The organism is Arsukibacterium sp. (genome assembly GCF_036735525.1).
Classification (GTDB): domain Bacteria; phylum Pseudomonadota; class Gammaproteobacteria; order Enterobacterales; family Alteromonadaceae; genus Alishewanella.
The window spans coordinates 1-22,431 of the sequence record NZ_DAINOE010000044.1 but is presented as its reverse complement, the minus strand read 5'-3'; the positions used below and the strand labels follow the sequence as shown (position 1 = coordinate 22,431).

Here is a 22,431-nt window from a genome sequence, read left to right as displayed (position 1 = left end):
TGTAATGCTGAATAATTTTATTAATGTAAGGAAGTAAACAACATGAAGTTAACCATTATTACTGCCGCCACTGTAGCTCTGCTCATTACTGGCTGTGCATCTACAGATAACAGCCAAAGTGTTGCAGGTAACCAGAACGTTGTCGATGACAAAGGACAAGTAACTCACGTTTGCCGTACCGAAAATTCTACAGGCTCACGCATAGGAAAGCGAACCTGTCGTAGTGTAGAACAAGACAGCAAAGCGCGGGCTGAGGCGCAAGAAGAATTATTACGTATGCAGCGCAGTGGCATGACAGGCCCGACCAACTAACTGTTCAGTCTTAGTCTGTGCAGTATTGAGAATATCGTCACAATTTGCTTAATAAAAAACCGGTGCTAACACCGGTTTTTTATTAATGAAACTCAGGCATTAGTGTTCGTCATCACAACTGCTGCATTGATTGCACAAACGCATGTTCAGAATATGTGCTAACACCACAAAGGCGGCCCCCATCGTCAACACTACCGGCTCCCAATGATGTCCTAAAATATCTTTGTGCCAATAAATGAGGCCTCCTAAAAACAGCGAGTAAAAGGGGTAGAGCTTTCGATGATAACGGTGAAAACCAGAAAATAACGCAATAAAGCCTAATACCATGGTTAACAGCAGCACGGATTTTTCAAAGGCTTCATCGGCCAGAAAGGTCACACCCAACAGAGGTATGACTGGCAGCAGAACAGGCAGCATAATGCAATGGATAGCACACAATGAGGTTATGGCTATCCCGACTTTATCTAACACATTGCGCATATGAGCGATCACAACAATACCCGCCTGAATAAAAAGGTACGATATAATATAACAATGCCAGCTTAAAGTGAACAAGCTTGCAAGAATTTAGCTCTGGCGCTGCCAGCTAACACGCAGCTATGGCATAATAACAGGCAAGATTGATAAAAGAGTCGGATATGGAACACTTACTAACACAATTAGATGAAAACTTAAAAGAGTTGTATCGTAAAGCACTGGACGCTGATGCCGTACTGGATGATTTAAAGCAGCAGGGAAAAGGTAAGCACCAATATGTTTTTCCAGCTGAAGCAGGCTTTCAGGTTCAAAGTAACCGTTTTATGCCCTATTTAGCTGAAACCGCTGAGCAAATTGCTGCCATTCGTCACAGCCAGCAATTTAATACCGCAACCCTGCAACGGGTGGTACAACAATTGAAACTGTTGCACCTCACGTTGGCAGAATTTAAAGCGGCACTTAAGGTTGGCTGACTTTGGGCGCCAGACTGGCATGTGCATCGAGTTGTACCTGCACTGTTTTACTAAACCAGTCCTCTAACATTTTTTGCTCAAATTCGAATTCAGGCCGTATTCCGGTACTGCTCAGACGATGCATAAACCCCATATCACGCAACCGTTCGTCAGCGCTTAACACTTCTTCACCATATTGATCTCGCAGCTGATGGCTAAAACGGATAGCCGGAGAGTGTATGTCTTTGACAATTCGCATTGCCTGACCTGCACCACCGGCAAAGTAGTCTACATCACCAGCCAGATCGATATCGGTTACCGTAACCTGCCACTGGTAGCCCTCAGGCATCTGATTGGCCAGTTCAGTAAAAAACTGCTCAAAACGATTTAGCACCCTTTGCTGAAAACGAGCTTTAGATTCAGTCGCAGAGCGAATATCGGTATATTTTTCAGGTTCGCTGAAAGCCAGTTCCAGCTTAGCCGCAGCTGTTGCACTGCAACTCAGGGCTAACAGGGTGACAGCCAATAAACTATGACGCATTTTGCACTCCTTACTCATCATTGGTACAGTGACATGGTATCTTACCTTTACCAACTGTATCTTACCTTTACCACTAGTATAGTCTACGCAAGGTTTATCCTCGCTGAACATCATGCTTATTCTAGCCGGGTTTATCGGAAACGGACCTCAATAACCAGCCTCTGTGATTCATCATAGTGCAAACTCCGGCCGTTAATCTCTGTAAATTTGTATAGAAATGTAGTCAGCACCTTTAGTACTGAGTTCACTTCGCAGTTCAGTACGCAGAATACCGCACAGCGACTCAGCCCCTGTTAAGCTTGGCTGCATCATACTGTACCCATTCCGAATAACAGGGAGTTTCCCATGTCTGTACCCGTCGAGCCTGAAGCGCCAGACACCACTGATGATCCGCTTGCTTCACATCATACTCCCAGCAATCTGTCTGATCGAATTGCCTTTCGTCTGACCAAAATGCTGCGTTTTTGCGCTGATACTTTTTTTGCCAAACGCTATGGTCATCGTGCCGTTATTTTAGAGACCGTTGCCGGCGTCCCCGGCATGGTTGCCGGCATGGTAGCCGGCATGCTACGGCATATGCGCAGTTTGCGCAGAATGGAAGATGACCACGGCTGGATCCGCATTCTGCTGGATGAGGCCAAAAAATGAGCGTATGCATTTGATGACTTTCATCGAAATCGCAAAACCTAACTGGTTTGAACGTTTATTAATCTTGCTTGCCCAGGGCCTGTTTTTCAGCGGCTTTTTATTACTGTATATCCTCTCGGCGAAAACCGCCCACCGGCTGGTAGGGTATTTTGAAGAAGAGGCGGTGTACAGTTATAGCTGTTATTTGCAAGAGGTAGATCATGGTGCCATTGACAATATTGCCGCGCCGCAAGTGGCAATAGACTACTGGCAACTGCCGGCCGATGCCCGCTTACGGGAAGTATTAATCGTTGTGCGGGCAGATGAAGCCGGCCACCGTGATGTTAACCACGATTTTGCTAACCAACTGGCCGCCGAATAAGCAGTAAACGTATTTTTGCTTAAATAGCATGCTAAATAACAGGCTCGCTATGAACTATAAAAAAAAGGGTAATGCGTTAGCATTACCCTTTTTGCTGTACCGTTTATAGGCTACAGGCAGCTTACATCATGCCGCCCATACCACCCATGCCGCCCATATCAGGCATGGCCGGGCCATCTTGCTTAGGCACTTCAGTCACCATAGCTTCAGTGGTAATCATTAATGAACCTACTGAGGCGGCAAACTGCAGCGCTGAACGGGTTACTTTAGTTGGGTCTAAGATACCCATTTCCAGCATATCGCCGTATTCACTGGTGGCCGCGTTGTAACCATAGTTACCGCTACCTGCTTTTACCTGATTAACCACTACTGATGGCTCATCACCGGCGTTAGCAACGATTTGACGCAGTGGTGCTTCCATTGCGCGCAGGGCAATTTTAATACCGTGGTTCTGATCTTCGTTAATGCCGCGCAGCTCAGACAATTTAGCCGCAACGCGCACCAGAGCTACACCGCCGCCAGGTACTACACCTTCTTCCACTGCAGCACGGGTAGCATGCAATGCATCTTCCACCCGGGCTTTCTTCTCTTTCATTTCCATTTCTGTAGCAGCGCCAACTTTGATCACCGCCACACCGCCAGCTAATTTTGCCAGGCGCTCTTGCAGTTTTTCTTTATCATAGTCAGAGGTGGCTTCTTCGATTTGCTGACGGATTTGCTTGACGCGGCCATCAATAGCACCTTGCTCACCGGCACCATCAATGATGGTGGTGTTATCTTTGGTGATAACAATACGCTTAGCAGTACCTAAATCTTCCAGAGTGGCTTTTTCCAGCTCCATACCGATTTCTTCTGAAATCACAGTACCACCGGTTAAGGTCGCGATATCTTGCAGCATGGCTTTACGACGATCGCCAAAACCTGGGGCTTTAACCGCAGAAATTTTCACGATACCACGCATGTTGTTTACTACCAGAGTGGCTAAGGCTTCGCCTTCGACATCTTCAGCAATAATTAATAACGGCTTGCCTGATTTGGCCACACCTTCTAATACCGGTAATAATTCACGGATATTAGAGATTTTCTTATCAACCGTCAGAATGAACGGGCTGTCCAGTTCCACCTGGCCCGCTTCCTGATTATTGATAAAGTAAGGAGACAGGTAACCACGGTCAAACTGCATACCTTCAACCACGTCCAGCTCGTTAGCTAAACCCTGGCCTTCTTCAACAGTGATAACGCCTTCTTTACCTACTTTGTCCATTGCACTGGCAATAATCTGGCCAATCTCATCATCTGAGTTAGCAGAGATAGTGCCTACCTGGGCAATAGCTTTGCTGTCAGCACAAGGCTGTGACAGGGTTTTTAACTCAGCCACCGCAGCAACGACAGCTTTATCGATACCGCGCTTTAAATCCATTGGATTCATGCCGGCAGCTACCGCTTTAACACCTTCGTTGATGATGTTTTGCGCTAATACTGTGGCGGTAGTAGTACCATCACCGGCTTCGTCATTGGCTTTAGAGGCAACCTCTTTGACCATCTGCGCGCCCATGTTTTCAAACTTGTCTTCCAGCTCAATTTCTTTGGCGACAGACACGCCATCTTTAGTGATCACCGGTGAGCCAAATGATTTGTCTAAAATCACGTTACGGCCTTTCGGGCCTAAGGTTACGCGTACAGCGTTTGCCAGAATGTTTACGCCTTTAAGCATCTTGTTGCGAGCTTCATCGCCAAAACGTACGTCTTTTGCAGCCATGTTTAAAATCCTTCAATGCAGTTAATCGTTAAATCGAAATAGCCGGAATTAATCTAAGATCACACCTAAGATGTTGTCTTCTTTAGTGATCACATATTCCTGGCCATCTACTTTCTCGGTGCGCTCTACGTAGGCACCAAACAGTACTTTGTCGCCAACTTTTACGTCTAACGGCTTGATATCACCATTATCTAAAATACGACCATTGCCAACAGCTACCACTTCGCCGCGAGTAGATTTTTCAGCAGAAGCACCGGTTAACACGATGCCACCGGCTGATTTGCTTTCAGCGTCTAAGCGTTTGATGATGACACGATCATGTAATGGACGAATATTCATGTGCTCTATCTCCTAAAGCGTTTTGTGTTTTAACAAGGGTGTTAAATTGTGTGTTCGGTATATGGGGCGAGGCGATAAAAAACTCAAGGGTCAGCCTTAAAAAATTCTGCATTTTTTCTGCTGCTTTTTGCCGTACAATCACTGTGCCATGGCAAACTAAAGCATTGGCAAGGCATTTTGCCGCAATATGACAAGCCATTTGCACAGCACCCCCGTACACTGGGCCTGTATCATTATATTGTCATTGCGCTCATCGCTGATGCACCTGCTGCAAGATGCGCTAACTGGATAAAAGAGGTTACTCAACCCCATGTTTAAGAAGATATTTTTCATTGCATTGCTAAGCCTTAATCTGCTGGCTACGCCGCTTTTAGCTGCCACCACCCCGGCCAATAATCTGTTGGCCAACTTATTACAGGGCCAGGATGAATTTTTGCCGGTCGACCAGGCCTTTGTCATGGATTATCGCCAGCAGGATAACGAGCTGATTATCAGCTGGAGCATTGCCGATGGCTATTACATGTACCGTGATAAGTTCAAACTTGGCGGTATAGGTGTCAGTTTTTCGCACCCCAGCTACCCGGCCAGTATGCAAATTGAAGATGAATTCTTTGGCGTGACCCAGGTGTATTTTCATCAGTTAATTTTACGCATACCGCTGAACGATATCGACGAAGACGCTATTTTCAGAGTGCAATACATGGGCTGTGCTGAAGCAGGCCTCTGTTACCCGCCCACCACCAAAGAAATTCCGCTGCAGCAAGTGGCTGCCGGCAGTTTTAATGACAGTGCTGATGCCACTGATGCACAAAACGCTGCCCCGGTATCGTCTCAAATCGGTTTAACCGCCAGGCTCAGCGAAGGTTCAACCTTAGCCACGCTGGGCTTATTCTTCCTGCTCGGCTTGGGGCTGGCCTTTACCCCGTGCGTGTTTCCTATGTACCCTATTTTAAGCAGCATTATTGTCGGTCAGGGCAAGGCGTTATCTTCTAAGCGGGCTTTTGGTCTGTCGTTTTCTTATGTGCAGGGCATGGCGCTGACCTATTCTGCCCTGGGGCTGGTGGTGGCCAGCCTGGGTGTGAAGTTTCAGGCCTGGATGCAGCACCCGGCCGTATTGATTGTTGCCAGTGTCTTGTTTGTGGTACTGGCGCTGGCGATGTTTGGTGGTTTTAATTTTCAGCTACCCAGCCGCTGGCAGGCCAAAGTGGCGGCCATTAGTAACAAACAGCAAGGGGGTTCCTTAAAAGGCGCCTTTGTTATGGGTGCTTTATCCGGTTTAATTGCCTCGCCCTGCACCACAGCACCGTTGTCGGCCGCCTTATTATATGTGGCACAAAGCGGCGATTTACTACATGGCGCCCTCACCTTATACATTTTAAGTTTAGGTATGGGCCTACCGCTGATTTTACTCGGCACCTCGGGCGGTAAGTTATTACCCAAAGCCGGCCAATGGATGTATGCCATTAAAACTATTTTTGGCTTTTTACTGTTAGCGGTGCCGCTGATCTTATTAGAGCGGATGCTGGACTTCTGGATCATCCTGCTGCTGGGTAGCCTGCTGACGCTGGCGCTGGTGTTTTACCTGTACCGGTTGTTGTTCCAGTTACAGAGCATCAATGCCAAAGCCAGTGTCGCACTTAGCGCGCAACTGCTACTGTTATCGGTACTCTGGCTGAACATTGACTACTGGCGTCCGGCAGCCACTAGCAGCACTAGCGTTGTGGTGGCTGATAATGTCAATGCCTTGGGGTTTATCGAGGTCAGTAGCACTGAAGAGTTAACTACCCAATTGCAGTTAGCCGCACAGGCCGGCCAGTTTGCCATGCTGGATTTGTATGCCGATTGGTGTGTCGCCTGTAAAGAGTTTGAACAAAAAACCTTCCCACACCCGGAAGTGCAGGTACTGACCTCACAAATGCGGTTGATTAAATATGATGTAACTCGCATGAGCAGGCAACATCAGGCGCTACTGGATAAGTATCAGGTGCTGGGCTTACCTACCCTGTTGTTTTTTGCCCCTGATGGCAGCGAACTGACCCAAAGCCGGGTGACCGGTTTTATGAACGCCGCGCCCTTTGCCGGCCATTTACAGCAATTACTTCGCCAGCCAGCTGAATAACCGCCATTAAACAGCTGGCCCGTTTAACCATAGTACTCAGGGTTGCCGCATTAGCGGCAATTGAGATGCTAAGCGGGCTGGCGCCAGTCATTGCCTGCCATTAGCCCCTAATATTGGCTGATTTTACAGCAAATCAGCCGCCAACTCTGGCTGATAAGACCAGTATTTTGCTGCCATCTGTTACGATTTCACTATAATAAGGCGCTAAACAGTTGGCAAAGGGTAAAATTACATCCTGCTGCTCAGCTAACAGGTGCTTTTTTATCGCTGCTCTCGTAAGATGCTGAAACACTGTTCGACAATAGACTTAATTTCGCAGGAAAAGCAGACAAATGGCTTCACGATACCGAATATTACTGCTAAACGGCCCTAATCTGAATATGCTGGGCAGCCGTGAACCCGCGGTGTATGGCAGCGATACCTTGGCACAGATCGTCGGGCGTTTAACCGAGCAAGCCGCTACCTTGGGTGTTGAACTGACTGCGCTGCAAACTAATGCTGAACATGAGCTGATTAACGCCATTCAGCAAAGTATGACCAAACAGGATTTTATCATTTTTAATCCTGGCGCCTTTACCCACACCAGCATAGCGCTGCGTGATGCACTGCTGGCGGTGGCCATACCCTTTATTGAAGTGCATATATCGAATGTGCATGCACGGGAGCCATTCCGTCGTCACTCTTATTTAGCAGACATTGCCAAAGGCGTAATTTGCGGCCTTGGCGCAAAGGGCTACAGCTACGCGCTGGATGCGGCAGTGTCTTACTTACAATCAAAACAACCTTAACTCAATCAGGCCAAAGACATGGATATTAGAAAAATTAAAAAATTGATCGAATTGCTGGAAGAATCAGGCATTTCGGAACTAGAAATCACCGAAGGTGAAGAGTCGGTACGCATCAGCCGTAATGCGCCAGCACCACAATATGCGCCGCAACCTATGCATTATGCCGCGCCAATGCAACAGCAAGCCCCTGCTCCGGCAGCAGCGCCTGCTGCACCGGCAGCCGCCCCTGTCGCCACCGGCCACACCGTGAAGTCCCCTATGGTCGGCTCTTTCTACCGTGCTGCGTCTCCTACCTCGAAGAACTTTGTTGAAGTAGGCCAGAATGTGAAAGTAGGCGACACTTTGTGCATAGTTGAAGCCATGAAAATGATGAACCAAATCCAGTCTGATAAGGCCGGTGTGGTCAAAGAAATTCTGGTAGAAAATGGCGAGCCGGTCGAATTCGACCAACCTTTATTTATTATCGAATAACGCAAAAGGCTGACTGATGCTAGAAAAAGTCCTGATAGCCAACCGCGGCGAAATTGCACTGCGCATTTTGCGTGCGTGCAAAGAGCTGGGTATTAAGACGGTGGCGGTGCACTCCACCGTTGATCGCAATTTAAAACATGTGCTGCTGGCCGACGAAACCCTGTGTATTGGCCCGGCGCCCTCACCACAAAGTTATCTGAATATCCCGGCGCTGATTGCTGCCGCTGAAGTGACCAATGCCCAGGCCATTCACCCTGGCTACGGCTTTTTAGCCGAGCGCGCCGACTTTGCGCAGCAAGTCGAAGACAGTGGCCTGGTGTTTATCGGCCCACACCCTGAATCTATTCGCTTAATGGGTGACAAGGTGTCGGCTATCGAAGCGATGAAAAAAGCCGGCGTGCCTTGTGTACCTGGCTCTGATGGTGCCGTGGGTGATGATGCCGAGCTGAACATGACCATCGCTAAACGCATTGGCTACCCTATTATCGTCAAAGCCGCCGGCGGCGGCGGTGGCCGGGGTATGCGCGTGGTGCGCAGTGAATCAGAGCTGGTCAGCTCGATAGAGATGACCAAGGCCGAAGCGAAAGCTGCTTTTGGTAATGATATGGTTTACATGGAAAAATTCCTGGAAAACCCGCGTCATATCGAAATTCAGGTGTTAGCGGATGGCCAAGGCAATGCCATTCACTTAGGTGAGCGCGACTGCTCTATGCAGCGTCGTCACCAGAAAGTGGTAGAAGAAGCGCCGGCACCGGGTATTACCCCTGAACTGCGCGCCTTTATCGGCGGCCGTTGTGTTGATGCCTGTAAAGTCATGAATTACCGAGGTGCCGGTACCTTTGAATTCCTGTTTGAAAACGGCGAGTTTTTCTTTATCGAAATGAATACCCGTATTCAGGTAGAGCACCCGGTAACCGAAATGATTAGCGGCGTTGACTTGATTAAAGAGCAGCTGCGCATTGCCTCTGGCATGCCACTGACCTTAACGCAAGAAGATATCGTGATCCGCGGCCATGCAGTAGAGTGTCGCATCAATGCTGAAGATCCGGTAACCTTTATGCCTTCACCGGGCAAAATCACCCGCTTTCATCCGGCCGGTGGTAATGGCGTACGCTGGGACTCTCACATTTATGCCGATTACACCGTCCCACCAAACTATGATTCGATGGTCGGTAAGCTGATCACTTACGGTGAAAGCCGTGAGATCGCTATCGCCCGTATGCGCAATGCGCTGGACGAATTGCTGGTAGAAGGGATTAAAACCAATATCCCGCTGCACCGCGATATCATGCGCGATAAAGGCTTTTGTGCCGGTGGTACTAACATCCACTATCTGGAACATAAACTGGGCTTAAAATAAGCTCAGCGAAAAACTAAGGCCGCGCTTGCGGCCTTTTTTGTTATAATCGGCAAAAATTCTGGCAAAGAGACCGTTCATGCCCTGGCTTCAACTAAAAATCACCACCTCCGAAAAACATGCCGAGCAAGTTAGCGATATGCTCAGTAGCTGGGGCGCTCAGGCGGTCAGCTTTCTGGATGCGCAAGACACCCCTATATACGAGCCACTGCCCGGTGAAGTGATTTACTGGACACAAACGGTAGTCGTTGGCCTGTTTGACGCTGAGCACCCGATGGATAAGGTGATTAGCCAGTTACAACAGGTGGCTTTATTTAAAGAGGGCCTTAACTACAAGCTGGAGCAACTGGAAGATAAAGACTGGGAGCGGGAATGGATGGATAACTTTCATCCGATTAAATTTGGCCAGCGTCTTTGGGTATGCCCCAGCTGGCGCGACATTCCCGACCCTACCGCCGTTAATGTGATGCTTGACCCGGGTCTGGCCTTTGGTACTGGGACTCACCCGACTACGGCACTTTGTATGCAATGGCTGGATGCGACTATTCAGTCAGAGCAAACTGTGGTCGATTTTGGCTGCGGCTCCGGCATTTTAGGCATAGCGGCATTAAAACTGGGCGCCAAACGCGTTATCGGCGTGGATATAGATCCCCAGGCGATAGAAGCCAGCCTGGCTAATGCTAAACGTAATGGTGTCAGTGAGCAGATAGAACTCTACCTGCCCAAAGATCAGCCGCGCTTACAGGCCGATGTGGTGGTGGCCAATATTCTGGCCGGGCCGCTGGCCGAATTACAGCAGATTATCAGTGCTTATGTGAAGCCCGGCGGCTTATTGGCTCTGTCAGGCATTTTACAGAGTCAGGCACAAAGTGTGATAAATGCTTATCAGCATGAATTCAGCTTTGATGCCGTAGTAGAGCAGGAAGAATGGGTGCGGCTTAGCGCGCGCAAACATCAACACTAAGCTTTTTTAGCTGGTCGCAAAAGCAGCAACAGCACAATTATCTTTTTTGCACCGCCAGCAATGGCGGTACTACTTGCAAGAGAAAACACGTCTTTTCAGCCTTTTAGCGAATGTCAATCCCTGAAACGGCAAAAAAAAACCTGATTTGATTAAATAATAACCTTTGCTTTGTCGGCAAAAATCCGTAAACTTAGCGCCCCTTAAGGGTAGAGCCTCGGATTCAGTGGTGCGCATAGGTCCATATCAGTTAGCGAACAAGGTAATTTGTGCTCCGATGGCTGGCGTGACAGATCACACTTTTCGTGAGCTATGCCGGCGCTTTGGGGCCGCTTTAGCTGTGTCAGAGATGCTGTCAAGCAACCCACTGGTGTGGCAAAGTGAAAAATCACAAAACCGCATGGGCCACCGGCAGGAATCCGGTATTCGTTCGGTACAAATTGCCGGCGCGGATCCACAGCAAATGGCTGACGCTGCACAATATAATGTTGAGATTGGTGCCGATATTATCGATATCAACATGGGTTGTCCGGCGAAAAAGGTGAATAAAAAACTGGCAGGTTCGGCGTTATTGCAATACCCGGATTTAGTGCAGGACATAGTGCGCGCGGTAGTCGATGCGGTTAAGGTGCCTGTTACCTTAAAAATCCGTACCGGCTGGGACCCAGAGCACAAAAACGGCGTACAGATAGCCCGTATTGCGCAAGATAACGGCATACAGGCGCTGGCAGTACACGGCAGGACACGTGCCTGCATGTACAAAGGTGAAGCGGAATATGACACCATCCGCGCCATTAAACAGAGTGTGGCTATTCCGGTGATTGCCAATGGCGACATCAGCAGTGGCGAAAAAGCACGCTTTGTACTGGATTACACTGGTGCTGATGCCATTATGATTGGCCGCGCAGCTCAGGGTAGACCATGGATTTTCCGTGAAGTGGTGCATTATCTGGCCACTGGCGACACTCTGGCGCCTCCCGGTATTACCGAGGTGCGTCAGATCATGCTGGAACATGTGCAGGGTTTACACCAACTTTATGGTGAGCATGCCGGTTCCCGTATTGCCCGCAAGCATGTGGGCTGGTATTTAGCCGGGCACGACGCGCCCGGTGCGTTTCGTAGTGAATTCAATGGCATTGAGTGCGCACAGCAGCAACTTTCTGCCTTAAATGACTATTTTCATCAACTAGCAGCAACCTAACGTAAAAGAGAAAAGCAATGTTTAATTCGAACGTTACTTCGCCATTTATTACTAACGCCCATGTCCAAACGCAGGAAAAGCCACAAGCTTTAAGTACAGCTGCGCAAAAAGCCGTAGCTAACTATCTGCAACAGTTAAACGGTCAGGACGTTAACGATTTATATGAACTGGTATTATCTGAATTAGAGCGTCCTTTACTGGAAGAAGTGATGAAATATACCCGCGGCAACCAAACCCGGGCAGCTAACCTGATGGGTATCAACCGCGGTACCTTGCGTAAGAAGCTGAAACAGTACGGCATGAGTTAATGCCACCGCGGGGCTCCGGCCCCGCCACTAAGCACCTTCGGGTGCTTTTTTATTGGTTTCTATTTGATTTCTGCACGTGACAAGAGAGTTTAAGCATGACAACACTAGGCCCCATTCGCCGCGCACTGTTAAGTGTGTCTGATAAAACCGGTATCGTTGAATTTGCCCGCGCCCTGGCTGCGCTGCAGGTAGATATTTTATCTACTGGTGGCACCGCCAAATTACTGGCCGAGCAAGGCATTAAGGTCACCGAAGTGTCTGACTACACCGGCCACCCGGAAATTATGGACGGCCGGGTCAAAACCCTGCACCCGAAAATTCATGGCGGCATTTTAGCCCGCCGCGGTGTCGATGAAGGCGTGATGGCTGACAACAACATTGGCCCTATCGATCTGGTGGTAGTGAATCTGTATCCGTTTGCCAGCACTGTGGCCAAGCCCGGTTGTACACTGGAAGATGCGGTAGAAAATATTGATATCGGCGGCCCGACTATGGTGCGCGCAGCGGCAAAAAATCATCGAGATGTGACCATTGTCGTCAATGCCAGTGACTACGCTGCGGTACTGGCTGAAATGCAGGCCAATGGCGGTGCCACCACCCAGGCGACCCGTTTTAGCCTGGCTATCAGCGCCTTTGAACATACTGCTCAGTACGATGGCATGATAGCCAACTACTTTGGCGCCATGTTACCGGCCTATAGCACACCAACCGAGCCTGCCAGCAAATTTCCGCGCACCTTCAATAGCCAGTTTGTGAAAAAACAAGACTTACGCTATGGCGAAAACAGCCACCAGAGTGCGGCCTTTTATGTGCAGGATGGCGCCACTGAAGCCTCTGTATCTACGGCGACCCAGCTGCAAGGCAAGGCGTTATCGTACAATAATATCGCCGATACCGATGCCGCGTTAGAATGCGTAAAAGAGTTTGCCGAACCGGCCTGTGTCATCGTTAAACATGCTAACCCCTGCGGTGTCGCTATTGGCGATTCAATTCTGGATGCCTATAACCGCGCCTATAAAACAGACCCTACCTCGGCTTTTGGTGGCATTATCGCCTTTAACCGTGAGTTAGATGACACCACGGCACAAGAGATTGTCAGCCGGCAGTTTGTCGAAGTGATTATTGCGCCTTCAGCATCAGCTGCAGCGGTTGCGGTAGTAGGTAGCAAGCCAAATGTGCGTTTATTGGTATGTGGTGACTTTAGTCAGGCAGCCAATGCGCTGGATATCAAGCAGGTGAACGGTGGCATGCTGCTGCAAGATCGTGATCAGGCTAAAGTCACTGCTGCAGATTTAAAGGTGGTGACCAAACGTCAGCCCACTGAGCAAGAGTTAAAAGACTTATTGTTCTGCTGGAAGGTGGCTAAGTTTGTTAAATCTAACGCCATTGTCTATGTCAAAGACAGCATGACCATTGGCGTCGGTGCAGGCCAGATGAGCCGCGTGTACAGCGCGAAAATCGCCGGTATTAAGGCCGCTGATGAAAACCTGGAAGTGAAAGGCTCAGTAATGGCCTCAGATGCGTTTTTCCCGTTTCGCGACGGTATCGACGCCGCTGCTGCTGCCGGCATTACCGCGGTGATCCAGCCCGGTGGCTCAATGCGTGACGCTGAGGTGATTGCCGCCGCCGACGAGCACGGCATGGCCATGGTGTTTACCGGCGTTCGCCACTTTAGACATTAACAGCTAACACATTAATTTAAAAAAGGCCGCTTTGCGGTAATGCCGGTCAGGTTAGCTGACCGGCATTAAAGCCGAAGCCCATTTATCAGCAAACCTTGCCTGAATGGGCTTATTGTTTACTAATCAAAAAATTCCGCAAATCGCGCACCTGGCGCATCACAAATAAGATAATCACCTGATCTGCACTTTGCTTATAAAGCACTCTGCATGGGGAGATAACCAACTCCCGATACGCCAAATCATCTAGCTCTGGTGGCAACCGACCCGACTGTGGAAAACTTGCCAGTTGCTCTACTGTAGTAAAGATCTTTTGCACCAATTGCTTAGCTGCCACAACATTGTCCAGAGCAATATAATCGGCAATAGCAGTTAAATCCTGTAATGCAGGCTCCGTCCAGATTATTTCAGCCATTTCGCCATACGCATTTTAGCGCTGTCATGACTCAGCACCTCACCTGCTGTCAACGCTTGCTCACCGCGAGCAATGCCTTCTAACATCGCCAGCCGGTTTTGCATAAACTGATAATCCTCGACATCCACCAGATAAGCTGATGGCTTGCCATGTTCAGTAATCAACACAGGCTCTTTTGTCTGGTGCAGATCAGCAAGAATTTTTGTGGCCTGACGCTTTAAGGTTGTTACCAATTCAACTTTCATATGCTACTGAGATCCCGTTGCAAAGTGATACTATTGTATTACTTTCTAAAAAAATCGCCAGTCATTAGCTGCTGCAGTTTATCCGTGGGGTGGTTGTAAACATAAACCCAGGCGCTCACCCTATCGCCAGTATCAAGGGTGATCTGTTGTTTAAGCCTCAGGTATTCGGTGGGACTGACAAAGCCGGGACCGCATTGCTCGTATTGGTCCAATTCAGCTAACACTCGCTCTGGTTGCAGCAGTTGATAGACTTCGCCGCTTACCTGCCAGCGAGCATCGTCACTGGCCACCGCTCCGGGGTAATCATCAACAACATATAGCTTTGCCTGAAAGCGGCCCTCTGCGATAAAGCTGGCGTATTGCTGCAGCAACTGGTGGCGGCTGTGGCCTGCCGCAGCACGTAAGGTACCGTAGACAAATAACAATTCGGGCATCAGCAACACCAGTTAAAGCAATAGCCGTTAATTCTACATAAATTTCGCGGGTATTGACCATTGTAGCTCGAAGCTATTGTTGGAATAACAATAGGCAAGGCACGTCAGTGAGGCTTTTTTAATGTTGAGCTGCGGGCTTGAGAGCCCCAGCAAGGCGCTGATCAGCTGTGAAAAATCAGGTTCATGCCCAATGAATAGCGTATGCTGTTGAACTAAGGTCGGCTCGGCCAGCAGCGGTGTTAATTGCTGTTGTGCAAGTTCAGTGTCGGTGCCCAGTGCCAGCCAATCTTGCTCGATAGCACTGGGCAGCTGTGCCTCTTTACACAGGATCGCCGCCGTTTGCATTGCCCTTGGATAAGGGCTACTAAATACCCTTAGCGGCGCTATCTGATGACGCAGCATAAATTGCGCCACCCGCCTGGCTTGCAGCCGGCCTTTTTCTATCAGGCAGCGGTCAATATCCAGCTGATTTGGCCTGATCACCTCGGCTGTGGCATGTCGCAAAAAATACAAATATTGGTTCATTAAGATAATTGCCACTTAGTTAATCTGTAAGTTAGTGTCGGCGCTAAGCGTGATAGGGTCAAGCTGATGTTAAACCGGCAAGGTGGCATAAGCCGGGTAGCGAACCTGCTGCCAGAGTTGCTCCCTTAACTGTGTTAGCGAGCGGCTATCTTGCCAGTTGCCGCTTAATACCCAGTCTACCAGCGCACCAGCCACATCTGGAAAGTGCACCTTTTCAGCCGCCGGCTGTGCCAGCCAGGCAGTCAGTTTAGCGCCATCCAGCTGACGCATTTCACTGGCCAGCCCCAATTGCAGTAAAGTGGTGACATTACTGTGCTGCTCAAACTGGCCTTGCAACGGTTTTAATAATAGCTTTTTACCCATGGTCATCGCCTCGGACGGTAACTCAAAACCGCCGTTTGCCACCACACCGCTGCAGCTGTGTAAATCCGCCTGAAACGCCTTAAAAGATAGCGGCTGGAACTGCATATTATCCAGCTGATGCGCTTGCTGCACCTGCGGGTGATAACAAATAAACGACTGCGCTGGTGCTTGCGATAATAACGCCCTGATGTCTTCCAGGCTTTCAAACGGCAAGTACACCAGATAATGGCTGGCGTTGGCCGGCATGGCTGATGTTTGATAATGTGCTTTATCATTTACCGCAACAATTGGCGGCAATATCGGCTGCTGATAATGATGCCAGTGCAAACCAATGTGTTGCTGCGTTGGCGCAAAATACTGCATGATTTTTTCATCCAGCCAGTTGCATTGGATTTTTGGCACCGCATAACGAAAGGCATTCTGATGGCTGATGCCAATTGACATTAAGCCCTGACGACGGGCGGCCCAGGCGGTCACTGGCTCAAAATCATTTAACAACACATCATACCCTGACAGGTCCAGTTGTTTGATATCTTGCCACAGCTGCAGGCTGTTGTTTTGCCTGAGCGTTTGCCACTGGCTGACCTTGCCCTGCTGGGTATGAAATGTCAGGCCACGGCGTGTTTGATAATCACCGAAGGCTTCCATCGAGAAATACTGATCTTTGGCACGGCCTGACAATAAAAAATCGACCTTGGCTCCGGCCCGGCTAAACGCCTGTGCCATAACTCTGGCACGGCCAATATGGCCATTACCGGTGCCTTGCACACCGTACAAAATTTTCATGCTTTGTTTCTCACGCCATAGCTCCTGACATCAAATGCAGGCCATAGTAAGCACAGGCACTGCCTAACAAGGCGCCTATCACTATGTCTGTTAAAAAGTGCACACCCAGTAAAATACGTGACATGCCCACCAAAGCAGCCCAACCATAGCACCACCAGATCCACTCCGGAAAGAACGCCGCCAGGATAGTCGCCATCAAAAATGCCGCCGCGGTATGGCCTGAAGGCAAACTGTAGCGATCTGAGGGGGTGATAAAATTGGTCAGTAACGTAGAGATTTCATGGGGCCGTCGCCGGCGAAAACTGTTTTTAGTTAGCCAATACACCGGCAACTCTATGGCAAAGGCAACCAGAGCGGCATAGAGCAACGCCTGGCCGGTATCGCCACCTAAATACCAACAAAACAACAAAATGCCGGCATATAAAGGGCCATCGCCACTACGTGACACCAGCTTACTGACACTGGCGACTTGCTGGTTAAACCGATGGCGCAAACAAAACAACGAGAAGGCCAAATCGATTCGGGTAACAGGGTGTATGCCTGGCATAACGTGCTCCTGTGAGGGCTTAAAGCCTTGTTGCTAACACATTTACAGCTTGCTATGGGGCTAACGCTACCGGACAAAGATGACAGAATTATTAAAAGCGCCGATTTGGGCAATGTTGGTGCTTAGACACACCTTGATATGAGGCTACATTTCACGCAGGATTAAGCTATGCTGAAATAAAAATGACTTTGGAGCTGATTGATGGCCACCTGGCTTAAGGGCACGGTTAGTGCTAACACCCATTGGACCAATCATTTATTTAGCCTTAGCGTTGACACTGGCCCCTTCCCTTTTATCGCCGGCCAGTTTGTGCGCCTTGGCCTGAGTACTGAGGCTGGCCGCATTCAGCGCGCCTATTCGCTGGTGAACGCCCCGGGCAACGCCCAGCAGGCGTTTTTAGTCAGCACCGTGGCCGAGGGCAAGCTGTCGCCCCTGTTACAACTGCTGCAACCAGGTGATATGGTTGAAGTCAGCCAACCGGCCAGCGGTTTTTTTATCCTGGATGAAGTGCCCGCAGGTGATAACTTGTGGCTGATGGCCAGTGGTACCGGCATAGGGCCATTTTTGTCGATGTTAGCTACAGAAACGCCCTATCAGCGTTTTGCGCAAATCGTGTTGGTGCACTCGGTCCGAAAAGTCGATGAACTGGTTTATCAAGACTGGATTAGCCGCTGGCAACAACGCTATCCTGGCCAGCTGCATTATGTACCGGTGGTCACCCGCCAGCCTGATCCGCAAACCCTGCACCAACGCATACCGGTGCTTATTCAAAACGGCCTGTTGTTTCAGGCCTGCGGCCAACCCTTAAATACCAAATCGCAGGTGATGCTGTGCGGTAATCCGCAAATGATTACCGACACCAAAGCCTTACTGGAAAGTATGGGGCTCACTAAAAACCTGCGCCGCACCCCAGGCAATATTACAGTTGAGCAATATTGGTAAGGCTATTTTATCTTTATCGTTGCAGTATTAGCGCAGCCTCAAATTCCGCAAAATCATCTGAATTAGCACTCTATGCCGGATTAATTTCGCGCCCCAGCTGCAACAAATACTGCTGCATGTTCGGCGTCAACTATCTTGACCGGTCGCCCTAACTCTCGCCGAACAGCCAGAAGCATTGCGCGTAGCGCGTCGCTTATAACTTCGTGTGCAGCACCTGATTATCACTGCTTCTCACGTATCAGATACCTTTTAACCATTGCATGTGCCTCCTTGTCCAGCCGAACGGAAATTACCTCTAAAGGAGACGAGCCACTGTAGCGGGTGATCCAGATAGCGGCTAACATCAAAGTACTGAATATCACCATATTGGGCCAGGCGTTTAACTGCCACTGGCCAGGCCAAGTCAGCATGAGTTGGTTGCTAAACGGATACAGGTAGTTGATCGGCCATTGGTAGCCATCGGCTCCTTTAGACCCTATGACGTCTGCAAAGATGTGCAAGTGAACCGCCAGAAAGGCCAGCATAGCAGTCAGCCATTTGGTACCTGCTCGCGCAAACAGCAGTCCCGCAGCCACGGCGAGGAGGGCGAAAGCCAGATTGTGCGCGAGAACATGATGGTATCTGACATAGAACTCTGACGTGATCCCTGACATTGACACCGATCCGTCTAAAAACAGGACCAGTCCATCAATATCAGGGCTAACGCCAGCTAAGGTCACAATGGTTCTTTCCCTTCGCTGAAAACGCCTGCCAGTTTGAGCCAAGATCCAGCTCATCAGAAAATGGGAGCCTGGTGCCATATTACCTCAATGGTTATAACGCCCGGCTTTCGGTCGGACTTATAGCCGCGCCGCGGCGAAAAGGCCATTCCAGCCTCGCATTGCCGACAACAGCTGATTATTAAGTTTTTTTATTGATATTCTGCTTTTTCCAGAGGCTGTTCAATATTCTGCGTCACCTCACAACGAAGCCTGGTTTAATCGCCATCAAATAAGCTTGTTAGCGTCATTTAACCTCGACAGGCAGCCGGTAAAAACTCTTTTTCTAAATTTGTTTTATTACTGCCAATAGCTTGCATACCATTCACCGGTTCATCATAACCACAGAGCCAAGCAATCGGACTTTTCGGGCTACCTATTACAGTTGCAGGTCTAAACGTCAGCACCTTCCCCTGAAGCGGAGCAGAAGCCTTATTTCCCATTGTTACGTGAATAGCTCCAGATTCAACAACGACACTTGTAATCCTGTTTCCTATCAGATATTTTGCTTCAGGTACACCAGCAGCCTCATTGTTAGTTGGGAATTCAAGCGTTTCTACGTAGTAGTTTGTGACATTTTCTCGGATGGTGCCTGCCATACTAAGGGCTTCGACCACCTCACTTCTTTGCACGTATACCTGATATGCGGGCAGAGCCACCGAAGCAAGTATTCCTATAATGGCAACCACCACCATTAACTCAATTAATGTAAATCCCTTGATTTTTTCATATTACTTCTCCTAGAACAAATATTGGTGAATACGCACTTGCCAAGAAAAAGAAGATTGCCCAAACGACCACAAATGCGACCAACATTGAGATGTACTTCATTTGTTGCTCACACCGCTCAAGGAGCAAGCGCATTTCAATTCGAAGCAGCTCCTGCATTTCAACCGCGACGGACATATTTGAAACCTGCACATCATGAAGATGTTCGACTAGCTTAGACGGGGTCTTGCTATTTTTATCGCTCGAAAGCTCAATTGGAAACTGTAGAATATCTATAACCTTGATATAGGACTGGCGAATACCCTTGAAGGCCAAATATTTAAGCACCACACTGTTTTCAATACCAAGAACAAATCTAAATATTTTTCTTAGGTTATGACCTATTAGCAATGAAGAAATAAGCAGTATTGTTACAGCTAAAACAAAGTACCACCAATAGTCTTGGTACCAACCCAGATAGCTAGGCATAGAAAGATTAAGATCTTCCAAAGCACCTAAGAAGGTAGGGGCCACTTTTAATTGATAAATCCCTACTACGATATAAAAAATAAATGTTACATAGCTTAGATAAGCCACCACTCGTTTAAATCGCATTGGCTCTTCGAAATTTTCGGAAAGTTTTAGTCCTTGATAAAGGTTAAGGGCAGAAAGAGCTTTATCCTTATTCTCGAAAGAACCTATTTGCTCTAATATTTTTCTCTGAATTGATGAGCTACCAATTGGCTTACCGTAGAGTGCACTTGACTGCTCTTTTTCAACTCTGGCTATACAATCGGAGACAGTTTCATGCTCTCCGATCCCAGCGCTTACTTTTCGGCAGATGTAACCAAACCTTTCCCAAGTCATTAGATGAATTCTCCCTTATGTTCTGTAGAAATGCGCCCGGCTTTGGGGCGGACTTGCAACCGCACAGAAGCGGCAAGTCCAACACTAATACCTCAGTCGCTTCGATTGCGCTTTGAAATCATTGGATGTCAATCGTGGGACCTAACTCTTTTTGGGCGAAACAATCCGTATTTAACCCCGGAACCCTCCGCCTTTGTAAATTTGATGCTAATGACATTACATACTAATGGGATTATTTACAACGGTTTATGAGTAGATGCCATGTTAAGAATCGTGACGGAACAGGCTCACCTAAGCCGGATTAATTTCTCGCCCCAGCTGCAACAAATACTGCTGCATAAATTGCGTGCGTTGCCCGGCTTCCGCTTTGGCGCTAGCCGTATGCATTTGCTTGGCTAACAGCAATAACTTTTTATAAAAGTGATCAAGCGTGTAGGCGCCATCATCTATAGCTCTGCTGACGCAAAAAGGGTCATGCTCAGCGTAAAGCGGCCGGCCCAGGCTGGCACTGACTTGCATACAGCGGGCAATGCCGATGGCGCCTATGGCATCTAACCTGTCGGCATCCTGCACAATTTTAGCTTCAAGAGTTTCTGGCGCCACCTTAGCACTGTAACTATGGGCGACAATAGCGTGATGAATCGCCTCAAAGTATTCAGCTGGGTAATGAAGCCCGGATAAAAACTGTAGCGCTTTATCCGCCGCCAGCCGAGAGCTGTTGCCGCGATCGGGATGATCTTTGGCATAAGAAAAGCAGTCATGCAAATAGGCCGCGGGCAGTACAATTTGCAGCTGCGCGCCTTCCTCAGCACAGAGCCGCTTTGCCAGCTTCACCACCCGAAGCACATGCTGCCGGTCATGTGCCACATCTTGCTGCATATGCTGGCACACAAAATCCAGCATGCGCTGCTCTAAGGCTGCGGTGATCAACAGGCGCTGTCCTGGTGTGGCGTGACGAGGCTACGCCTTAACCCCCATAGCGCACTCAGGCACAATACCATCAAAGGTAGAGTTGAACCGCCAGATGAACTGCTGCTGTTATCAACCGGCGGCGTGGCAATCACATTGATGCTGATACTGGCACTGCTAGCGGCGCCCCGTGCATCAGTGGCCGTCAGGCTCAGCACCAGCTGGCTGCTGCTGTTCGGTGCGACAAAGCTGACACTGGGGCTATTGGTATTTTGCAGGCTCACGGCCGGGCCGCTGACTTGTTGCCAGGCATAGCTGATGGCATCGCCCTCTTGATCGCTAACCTGCGCAGTGATGGTTACCGTTTGCCTGGCATTCACCTGGCGGTTTTCACCCAAATTGATACTGGGCGGCGTGTTGGAATCGGTATCCAGTATGGTCAGGGTTAACTCGCTGAATTCGCCAAGCTCACTACCTGCGATACTGATTAAGCGAAGCACGGCGGTTTCATCTGCCTCAGGCAAATCATCAGCAAAAATCTGCAGTACTATCTGGCGCTCACTGCTATCGCCATCCGCCCAGCTTAATTCACCACTTGCGGCCGCCAGGTCTTCTCCGATAGTCGCCGTGCCGCCTTCTAGCAGATAACCCACTGTCAGGGCGCCATCGCTGCCACCGAGCCGGCGTAATGGTATGGTCACATTGGTATCGGCTTCGACCACCGATAGCTCATCGCTGACAAAACTCACTACGCCGGGCGTGGCAGGGTCTTCACCGAACTGCAACCGAAAATATGACGGGCTACTTAGGGTTGCGCCCTGCTGTGGGTGATACAGCCGCACATACAGCTCCCGCTTCGCTTCTAACCCGCGGTCCAGCGTAGTAAGGGTAATGGTTTTAGGGCTACTATCATTCTCAGCCCAATGTAAGCGGCCGCGCTGCACCTGATAATCCAGCCCCGGCTCGGCTCTGATGCCGATAATCTCATAACCAACACTGACCGCCGCTGAGCCAGCCAAGCGTTGCACGGCTATCTGCACCTGCTCACCCGCTTGCACCTGCTGCCCTGCACTACTAAAAGCCAGGCTGCCTGCAACAGGGTTGCTGGTTTGATCACGCAGCACATATAAACCACTGTTGATATCGCTGCCAATAACCA

General features: G+C 49.2%; 27 protein-coding genes and 1 pseudogene. 12 read left to right on the top strand and 16 right to left on the bottom strand.

What is annotated here, in order from left to right; all coding sequences use genetic code 11:
* Positions 1-42: 42 nt before the first annotated feature.
* On the top strand, positions 43-312 hold the full coding sequence (locus V7D78_RS10185; RefSeq protein ID WP_333608341.1) for a hypothetical protein: 270 nt from the start codon (positions 43-45) through the stop codon (positions 310-312).
* Positions 313-411: 99 nt separating this feature from the next.
* Here the strand turns inward: V7D78_RS10185 and V7D78_RS10180 are convergent, their stop codons facing one another.
* Positions 412-804, bottom strand: coding sequence for a MerC domain-containing protein (locus tag V7D78_RS10180; protein ID WP_333608340.1), 393 nt, complete (start codon positions 802-804; stop codon positions 412-414).
* A gap of 146 nt (positions 805-950) precedes the next feature.
* Between V7D78_RS10180 and V7D78_RS10175 the strand changes: the two genes are divergently transcribed.
* Complete coding sequence (locus tag V7D78_RS10175) at positions 951-1,262, top strand: prephenate dehydrogenase (RefSeq protein WP_333608339.1); 312 nt, start codon at positions 951-953, stop codon at positions 1,260-1,262.
* Here the strand turns inward: V7D78_RS10175 and V7D78_RS10170 are convergent.
* On the bottom strand, positions 1,249-1,782 hold the full coding sequence (locus V7D78_RS10170) for a DUF3016 domain-containing protein (RefSeq protein WP_333608338.1): 534 nt from the start codon (positions 1,780-1,782) through the stop codon (positions 1,249-1,251). The two genes, V7D78_RS10175 and V7D78_RS10170, sit on opposite strands and share 14 nt — an antisense overlap.
* A 345-nt stretch (positions 1,783-2,127) precedes the next feature.
* On the opposite strand from V7D78_RS10170, the pseudogene V7D78_RS10165 reads away from it, so the two are divergent.
* Positions 2,128-2,791, top strand: a pseudogene (locus V7D78_RS10165) (alternative oxidase).
* 121 nt (positions 2,792-2,912) lie between these two features.
* Here the strand turns inward: V7D78_RS10165 and groL are convergent.
* Genes groL through V7D78_RS10150 form a run of 3 tightly spaced genes read right to left on the bottom strand, consistent with a single transcriptional unit; the run spans position 2,913 to position 5,088 of the window.
* Positions 2,913-4,550 carry a chaperonin GroEL gene (gene groL, locus V7D78_RS10160; protein ID WP_333608337.1) on the bottom strand — a complete coding sequence of 546 codons (1,638 nt, stop codon included), beginning with the start codon at positions 4,548-4,550 and terminating at the stop codon, positions 2,913-2,915.
* 48 nt (positions 4,551-4,598) lie between these two features.
* Positions 4,599-4,889 carry a co-chaperone GroES gene (locus V7D78_RS10155; RefSeq protein ID WP_333608336.1) on the bottom strand — a complete coding sequence of 97 codons (291 nt, stop codon included), beginning with the start codon at positions 4,887-4,889 and terminating at the stop codon, positions 4,599-4,601.
* A complete protein-coding gene (locus V7D78_RS10150) occupies positions 4,867-5,088 on the bottom strand; it encodes a hypothetical protein (protein ID WP_333608335.1) in 222 nt (73 codons plus the stop codon). The genes V7D78_RS10155 and V7D78_RS10150 overlap by 23 nt, the downstream gene beginning before the upstream one ends.
* Before the next feature lie 111 nt (positions 5,089-5,199).
* Here V7D78_RS10150 and V7D78_RS10145 point away from each other — a divergent pair, with 111 nt between their 5' ends.
* From V7D78_RS10145 to purH, 8 genes are all read left to right on the top strand, one after another.
* Positions 5,200-7,008, top strand: coding sequence for a protein-disulfide reductase DsbD (locus tag V7D78_RS10145; RefSeq protein ID WP_333608334.1), 1,809 nt, complete (start codon positions 5,200-5,202; stop codon positions 7,006-7,008).
* A gap of 332 nt (positions 7,009-7,340) precedes the next feature.
* Positions 7,341-7,796, top strand: a complete 456-nt coding sequence (gene aroQ / locus V7D78_RS10140; protein WP_333608333.1) for a type II 3-dehydroquinate dehydratase — start codon at positions 7,341-7,343, stop codon at positions 7,794-7,796.
* 18 nt (positions 7,797-7,814) lie between these two features.
* Positions 7,815-8,267 carry an acetyl-CoA carboxylase biotin carboxyl carrier protein gene (accB, locus tag V7D78_RS10135; protein ID WP_333608332.1) on the top strand — a complete coding sequence of 151 codons (453 nt, stop codon included), beginning with the start codon at positions 7,815-7,817 and terminating at the stop codon, positions 8,265-8,267.
* Between the two features lie 16 nt (positions 8,268-8,283).
* A complete protein-coding gene (gene accC / locus V7D78_RS10130) occupies positions 8,284-9,627 on the top strand; it encodes an acetyl-CoA carboxylase biotin carboxylase subunit (RefSeq protein ID WP_333608331.1) in 1,344 nt (447 codons plus the stop codon).
* Between the two features lie 76 nt (positions 9,628-9,703).
* A complete protein-coding gene (gene prmA / locus V7D78_RS10125) occupies positions 9,704-10,588 on the top strand; it encodes a 50S ribosomal protein L11 methyltransferase (RefSeq protein ID WP_333608330.1) in 885 nt (294 codons plus the stop codon).
* 223 nt (positions 10,589-10,811) lie between these two features.
* On the top strand, positions 10,812-11,786 hold the full coding sequence (dusB, locus tag V7D78_RS10120) for a tRNA dihydrouridine synthase DusB (protein WP_442886524.1): 975 nt from the start codon (positions 10,812-10,814) through the stop codon (positions 11,784-11,786).
* A gap of 17 nt (positions 11,787-11,803) precedes the next feature.
* Positions 11,804-12,094: a DNA-binding transcriptional regulator Fis gene (gene fis, locus V7D78_RS10115; protein WP_092789540.1), complete on the top strand. Its 291-nt coding sequence runs from the start codon at positions 11,804-11,806 to the stop codon at positions 12,092-12,094.
* 95 nt (positions 12,095-12,189) lie between these two features.
* Positions 12,190-13,776: a bifunctional phosphoribosylaminoimidazolecarboxamide formyltransferase/IMP cyclohydrolase gene (purH, locus tag V7D78_RS10110; protein WP_333608328.1), complete on the top strand. Its 1,587-nt coding sequence runs from the start codon at positions 12,190-12,192 to the stop codon at positions 13,774-13,776.
* A 109-nt stretch (positions 13,777-13,885) separates the two neighbouring features.
* Here the strand turns inward: purH and V7D78_RS10105 are convergent, their stop codons facing one another.
* Genes V7D78_RS10105 through V7D78_RS10080 form a run of 6 tightly spaced genes read right to left on the bottom strand, consistent with a single transcriptional unit; the run spans position 13,886 to position 17,088 of the window.
* On the bottom strand, positions 13,886-14,188 hold the full coding sequence (locus V7D78_RS10105; protein WP_333608327.1) for a type II toxin-antitoxin system RelE/ParE family toxin: 303 nt from the start codon (positions 14,186-14,188) through the stop codon (positions 13,886-13,888).
* Entirely contained in the window at positions 14,176-14,433 is a 258-nt protein-coding gene (locus V7D78_RS10100; RefSeq protein ID WP_333608326.1) for a type II toxin-antitoxin system Phd/YefM family antitoxin, read from the bottom strand. Before V7D78_RS10100 ends, V7D78_RS10105 begins: the two co-directional genes overlap by 13 nt.
* Before the next feature lie 38 nt (positions 14,434-14,471).
* A complete protein-coding gene (locus V7D78_RS10095; RefSeq protein ID WP_333608325.1) occupies positions 14,472-14,867 on the bottom strand; it encodes a gamma-glutamylcyclotransferase family protein in 396 nt (131 codons plus the stop codon).
* A 33-nt stretch (positions 14,868-14,900) separates the two neighbouring features.
* A complete protein-coding gene (locus V7D78_RS10090; protein WP_333608324.1) occupies positions 14,901-15,407 on the bottom strand; it encodes a SixA phosphatase family protein in 507 nt (168 codons plus the stop codon).
* Between the two features lie 54 nt (positions 15,408-15,461).
* The gene (locus V7D78_RS10085) at positions 15,462-16,541 is read right to left on the bottom strand and encodes an MJ1255/VC2487 family glycosyltransferase (RefSeq protein WP_333608323.1); all 1,080 of its coding nucleotides are present in this window, start codon (positions 16,539-16,541) and stop codon (positions 15,462-15,464) included.
* 10 nt (positions 16,542-16,551) lie between these two features.
* Positions 16,552-17,088, bottom strand: coding sequence for a phosphatase PAP2 family protein (locus tag V7D78_RS10080; protein WP_333608322.1), 537 nt, complete (start codon positions 17,086-17,088; stop codon positions 16,552-16,554).
* A 201-nt stretch (positions 17,089-17,289) separates the two neighbouring features.
* On the opposite strand from V7D78_RS10080, the gene V7D78_RS10075 reads away from it, so the two are divergent.
* Positions 17,290-18,030, top strand: a complete 741-nt coding sequence (locus V7D78_RS10075; protein WP_333608321.1) for a ferredoxin--NADP reductase — start codon at positions 17,290-17,292, stop codon at positions 18,028-18,030.
* Positions 18,031-18,251: 221 nt separating this feature from the next.
* Here V7D78_RS10075 and V7D78_RS10070 read toward each other — a convergent pair whose 3' ends face one another.
* The 5 genes from V7D78_RS10070 to V7D78_RS10050 form a co-directional block, all read right to left on the bottom strand.
* Positions 18,252-18,830, bottom strand: a complete 579-nt coding sequence (locus V7D78_RS10070) for a metal-dependent hydrolase (RefSeq protein ID WP_333608320.1) — start codon at positions 18,828-18,830, stop codon at positions 18,252-18,254.
* Between the two features lie 209 nt (positions 18,831-19,039).
* Positions 19,040-19,483, bottom strand: coding sequence for a pilin (locus tag V7D78_RS10065; protein WP_442886523.1), 444 nt, complete (start codon positions 19,481-19,483; stop codon positions 19,040-19,042).
* A gap of 31 nt (positions 19,484-19,514) precedes the next feature.
* The gene (locus tag V7D78_RS10060) at positions 19,515-20,363 is read right to left on the bottom strand and encodes a hypothetical protein (protein ID WP_333608319.1); all 849 of its coding nucleotides are present in this window, start codon (positions 20,361-20,363) and stop codon (positions 19,515-19,517) included.
* A gap of 291 nt (positions 20,364-20,654) precedes the next feature.
* Positions 20,655-21,293 (bottom strand): HD domain-containing protein, encoded by a 639-nt coding sequence (locus tag V7D78_RS10055; protein WP_333608318.1) that lies wholly within the window; start codon positions 21,291-21,293, stop codon positions 20,655-20,657.
* The coding region (locus V7D78_RS10050) for a Calx-beta domain-containing protein (RefSeq protein WP_333608317.1) at positions 21,290-22,431 on the bottom strand (1,142 nt) is incomplete at its 5' end. The genes V7D78_RS10050 and V7D78_RS10055, both read right to left, overlap by 4 nt.

Bases quoted from the DNA above. Each gene is read 5' to 3' on its own strand.
- V7D78_RS10170 (WP_333608338.1), bottom strand. From the start codon at position 1,782: ATGCGTCATAGTTTATTGGCTGTCACCCTGTTAGCCCTGAGTTGCAGT.
- V7D78_RS10085 (WP_333608323.1), bottom strand. From the start codon at position 16,541: ATGAAAATTTTGTACGGTGTGCAAGGCACCGGTAATGGCCATATTGGC.
- V7D78_RS10185 (WP_333608341.1), top strand. From the start codon at position 43: ATGAAGTTAACCATTATTACTGCCGCCACTGTAGCTCTGCTCATTACT.
- groL (WP_333608337.1), bottom strand. From the start codon at position 4,550: ATGGCTGCAAAAGACGTACGTTTTGGCGATGAAGCTCGCAACAAGATG.
- V7D78_RS10070 (WP_333608320.1), bottom strand. From the start codon at position 18,830: ATGGCACCAGGCTCCCATTTTCTGATGAGCTGGATCTTGGCTCAAACT.
- V7D78_RS10175 (WP_333608339.1), top strand. From the start codon at position 951: ATGGAACACTTACTAACACAATTAGATGAAAACTTAAAAGAGTTGTAT.
- V7D78_RS10105 (WP_333608327.1), bottom strand. From the start codon at position 14,188: ATGGCTGAAATAATCTGGACGGAGCCTGCATTACAGGATTTAACTGCT.
- V7D78_RS10095 (WP_333608325.1), bottom strand. From the start codon at position 14,867: ATGCCCGAATTGTTATTTGTCTACGGTACCTTACGTGCTGCGGCAGGC.
- V7D78_RS10150 (WP_333608335.1), bottom strand. From the start codon at position 5,088: ATGGCTTGTCATATTGCGGCAAAATGCCTTGCCAATGCTTTAGTTTGC.
- V7D78_RS10075 (WP_333608321.1), top strand. From the start codon at position 17,290: ATGGCCACCTGGCTTAAGGGCACGGTTAGTGCTAACACCCATTGGACC.
- fis (WP_092789540.1), top strand. From the start codon at position 11,804: ATGTTTAATTCGAACGTTACTTCGCCATTTATTACTAACGCCCATGTC.
- V7D78_RS10065 (WP_442886523.1), bottom strand. From the start codon at position 19,483: ATGGTGGTGGTTGCCATTATAGGAATACTTGCTTCGGTGGCTCTGCCC.
- prmA (WP_333608330.1), top strand. From the start codon at position 9,704: ATGCCCTGGCTTCAACTAAAAATCACCACCTCCGAAAAACATGCCGAG.
- purH (WP_333608328.1), top strand. From the start codon at position 12,190: ATGACAACACTAGGCCCCATTCGCCGCGCACTGTTAAGTGTGTCTGAT.
- aroQ (WP_333608333.1), top strand. From the start codon at position 7,341: ATGGCTTCACGATACCGAATATTACTGCTAAACGGCCCTAATCTGAAT.
- accC (WP_333608331.1), top strand. From the start codon at position 8,284: ATGCTAGAAAAAGTCCTGATAGCCAACCGCGGCGAAATTGCACTGCGC.
- V7D78_RS10100 (WP_333608326.1), bottom strand. From the start codon at position 14,433: ATGAAAGTTGAATTGGTAACAACCTTAAAGCGTCAGGCCACAAAAATT.
- V7D78_RS10145 (WP_333608334.1), top strand. From the start codon at position 5,200: ATGTTTAAGAAGATATTTTTCATTGCATTGCTAAGCCTTAATCTGCTG.
- V7D78_RS10060 (WP_333608319.1), bottom strand. From the start codon at position 20,363: ATGACTTGGGAAAGGTTTGGTTACATCTGCCGAAAAGTAAGCGCTGGG.
- V7D78_RS10080 (WP_333608322.1), bottom strand. From the start codon at position 17,088: ATGCCAGGCATACACCCTGTTACCCGAATCGATTTGGCCTTCTCGTTG.
- accB (WP_333608332.1), top strand. From the start codon at position 7,815: ATGGATATTAGAAAAATTAAAAAATTGATCGAATTGCTGGAAGAATCA.
- V7D78_RS10155 (WP_333608336.1), bottom strand. From the start codon at position 4,889: ATGAATATTCGTCCATTACATGATCGTGTCATCATCAAACGCTTAGAC.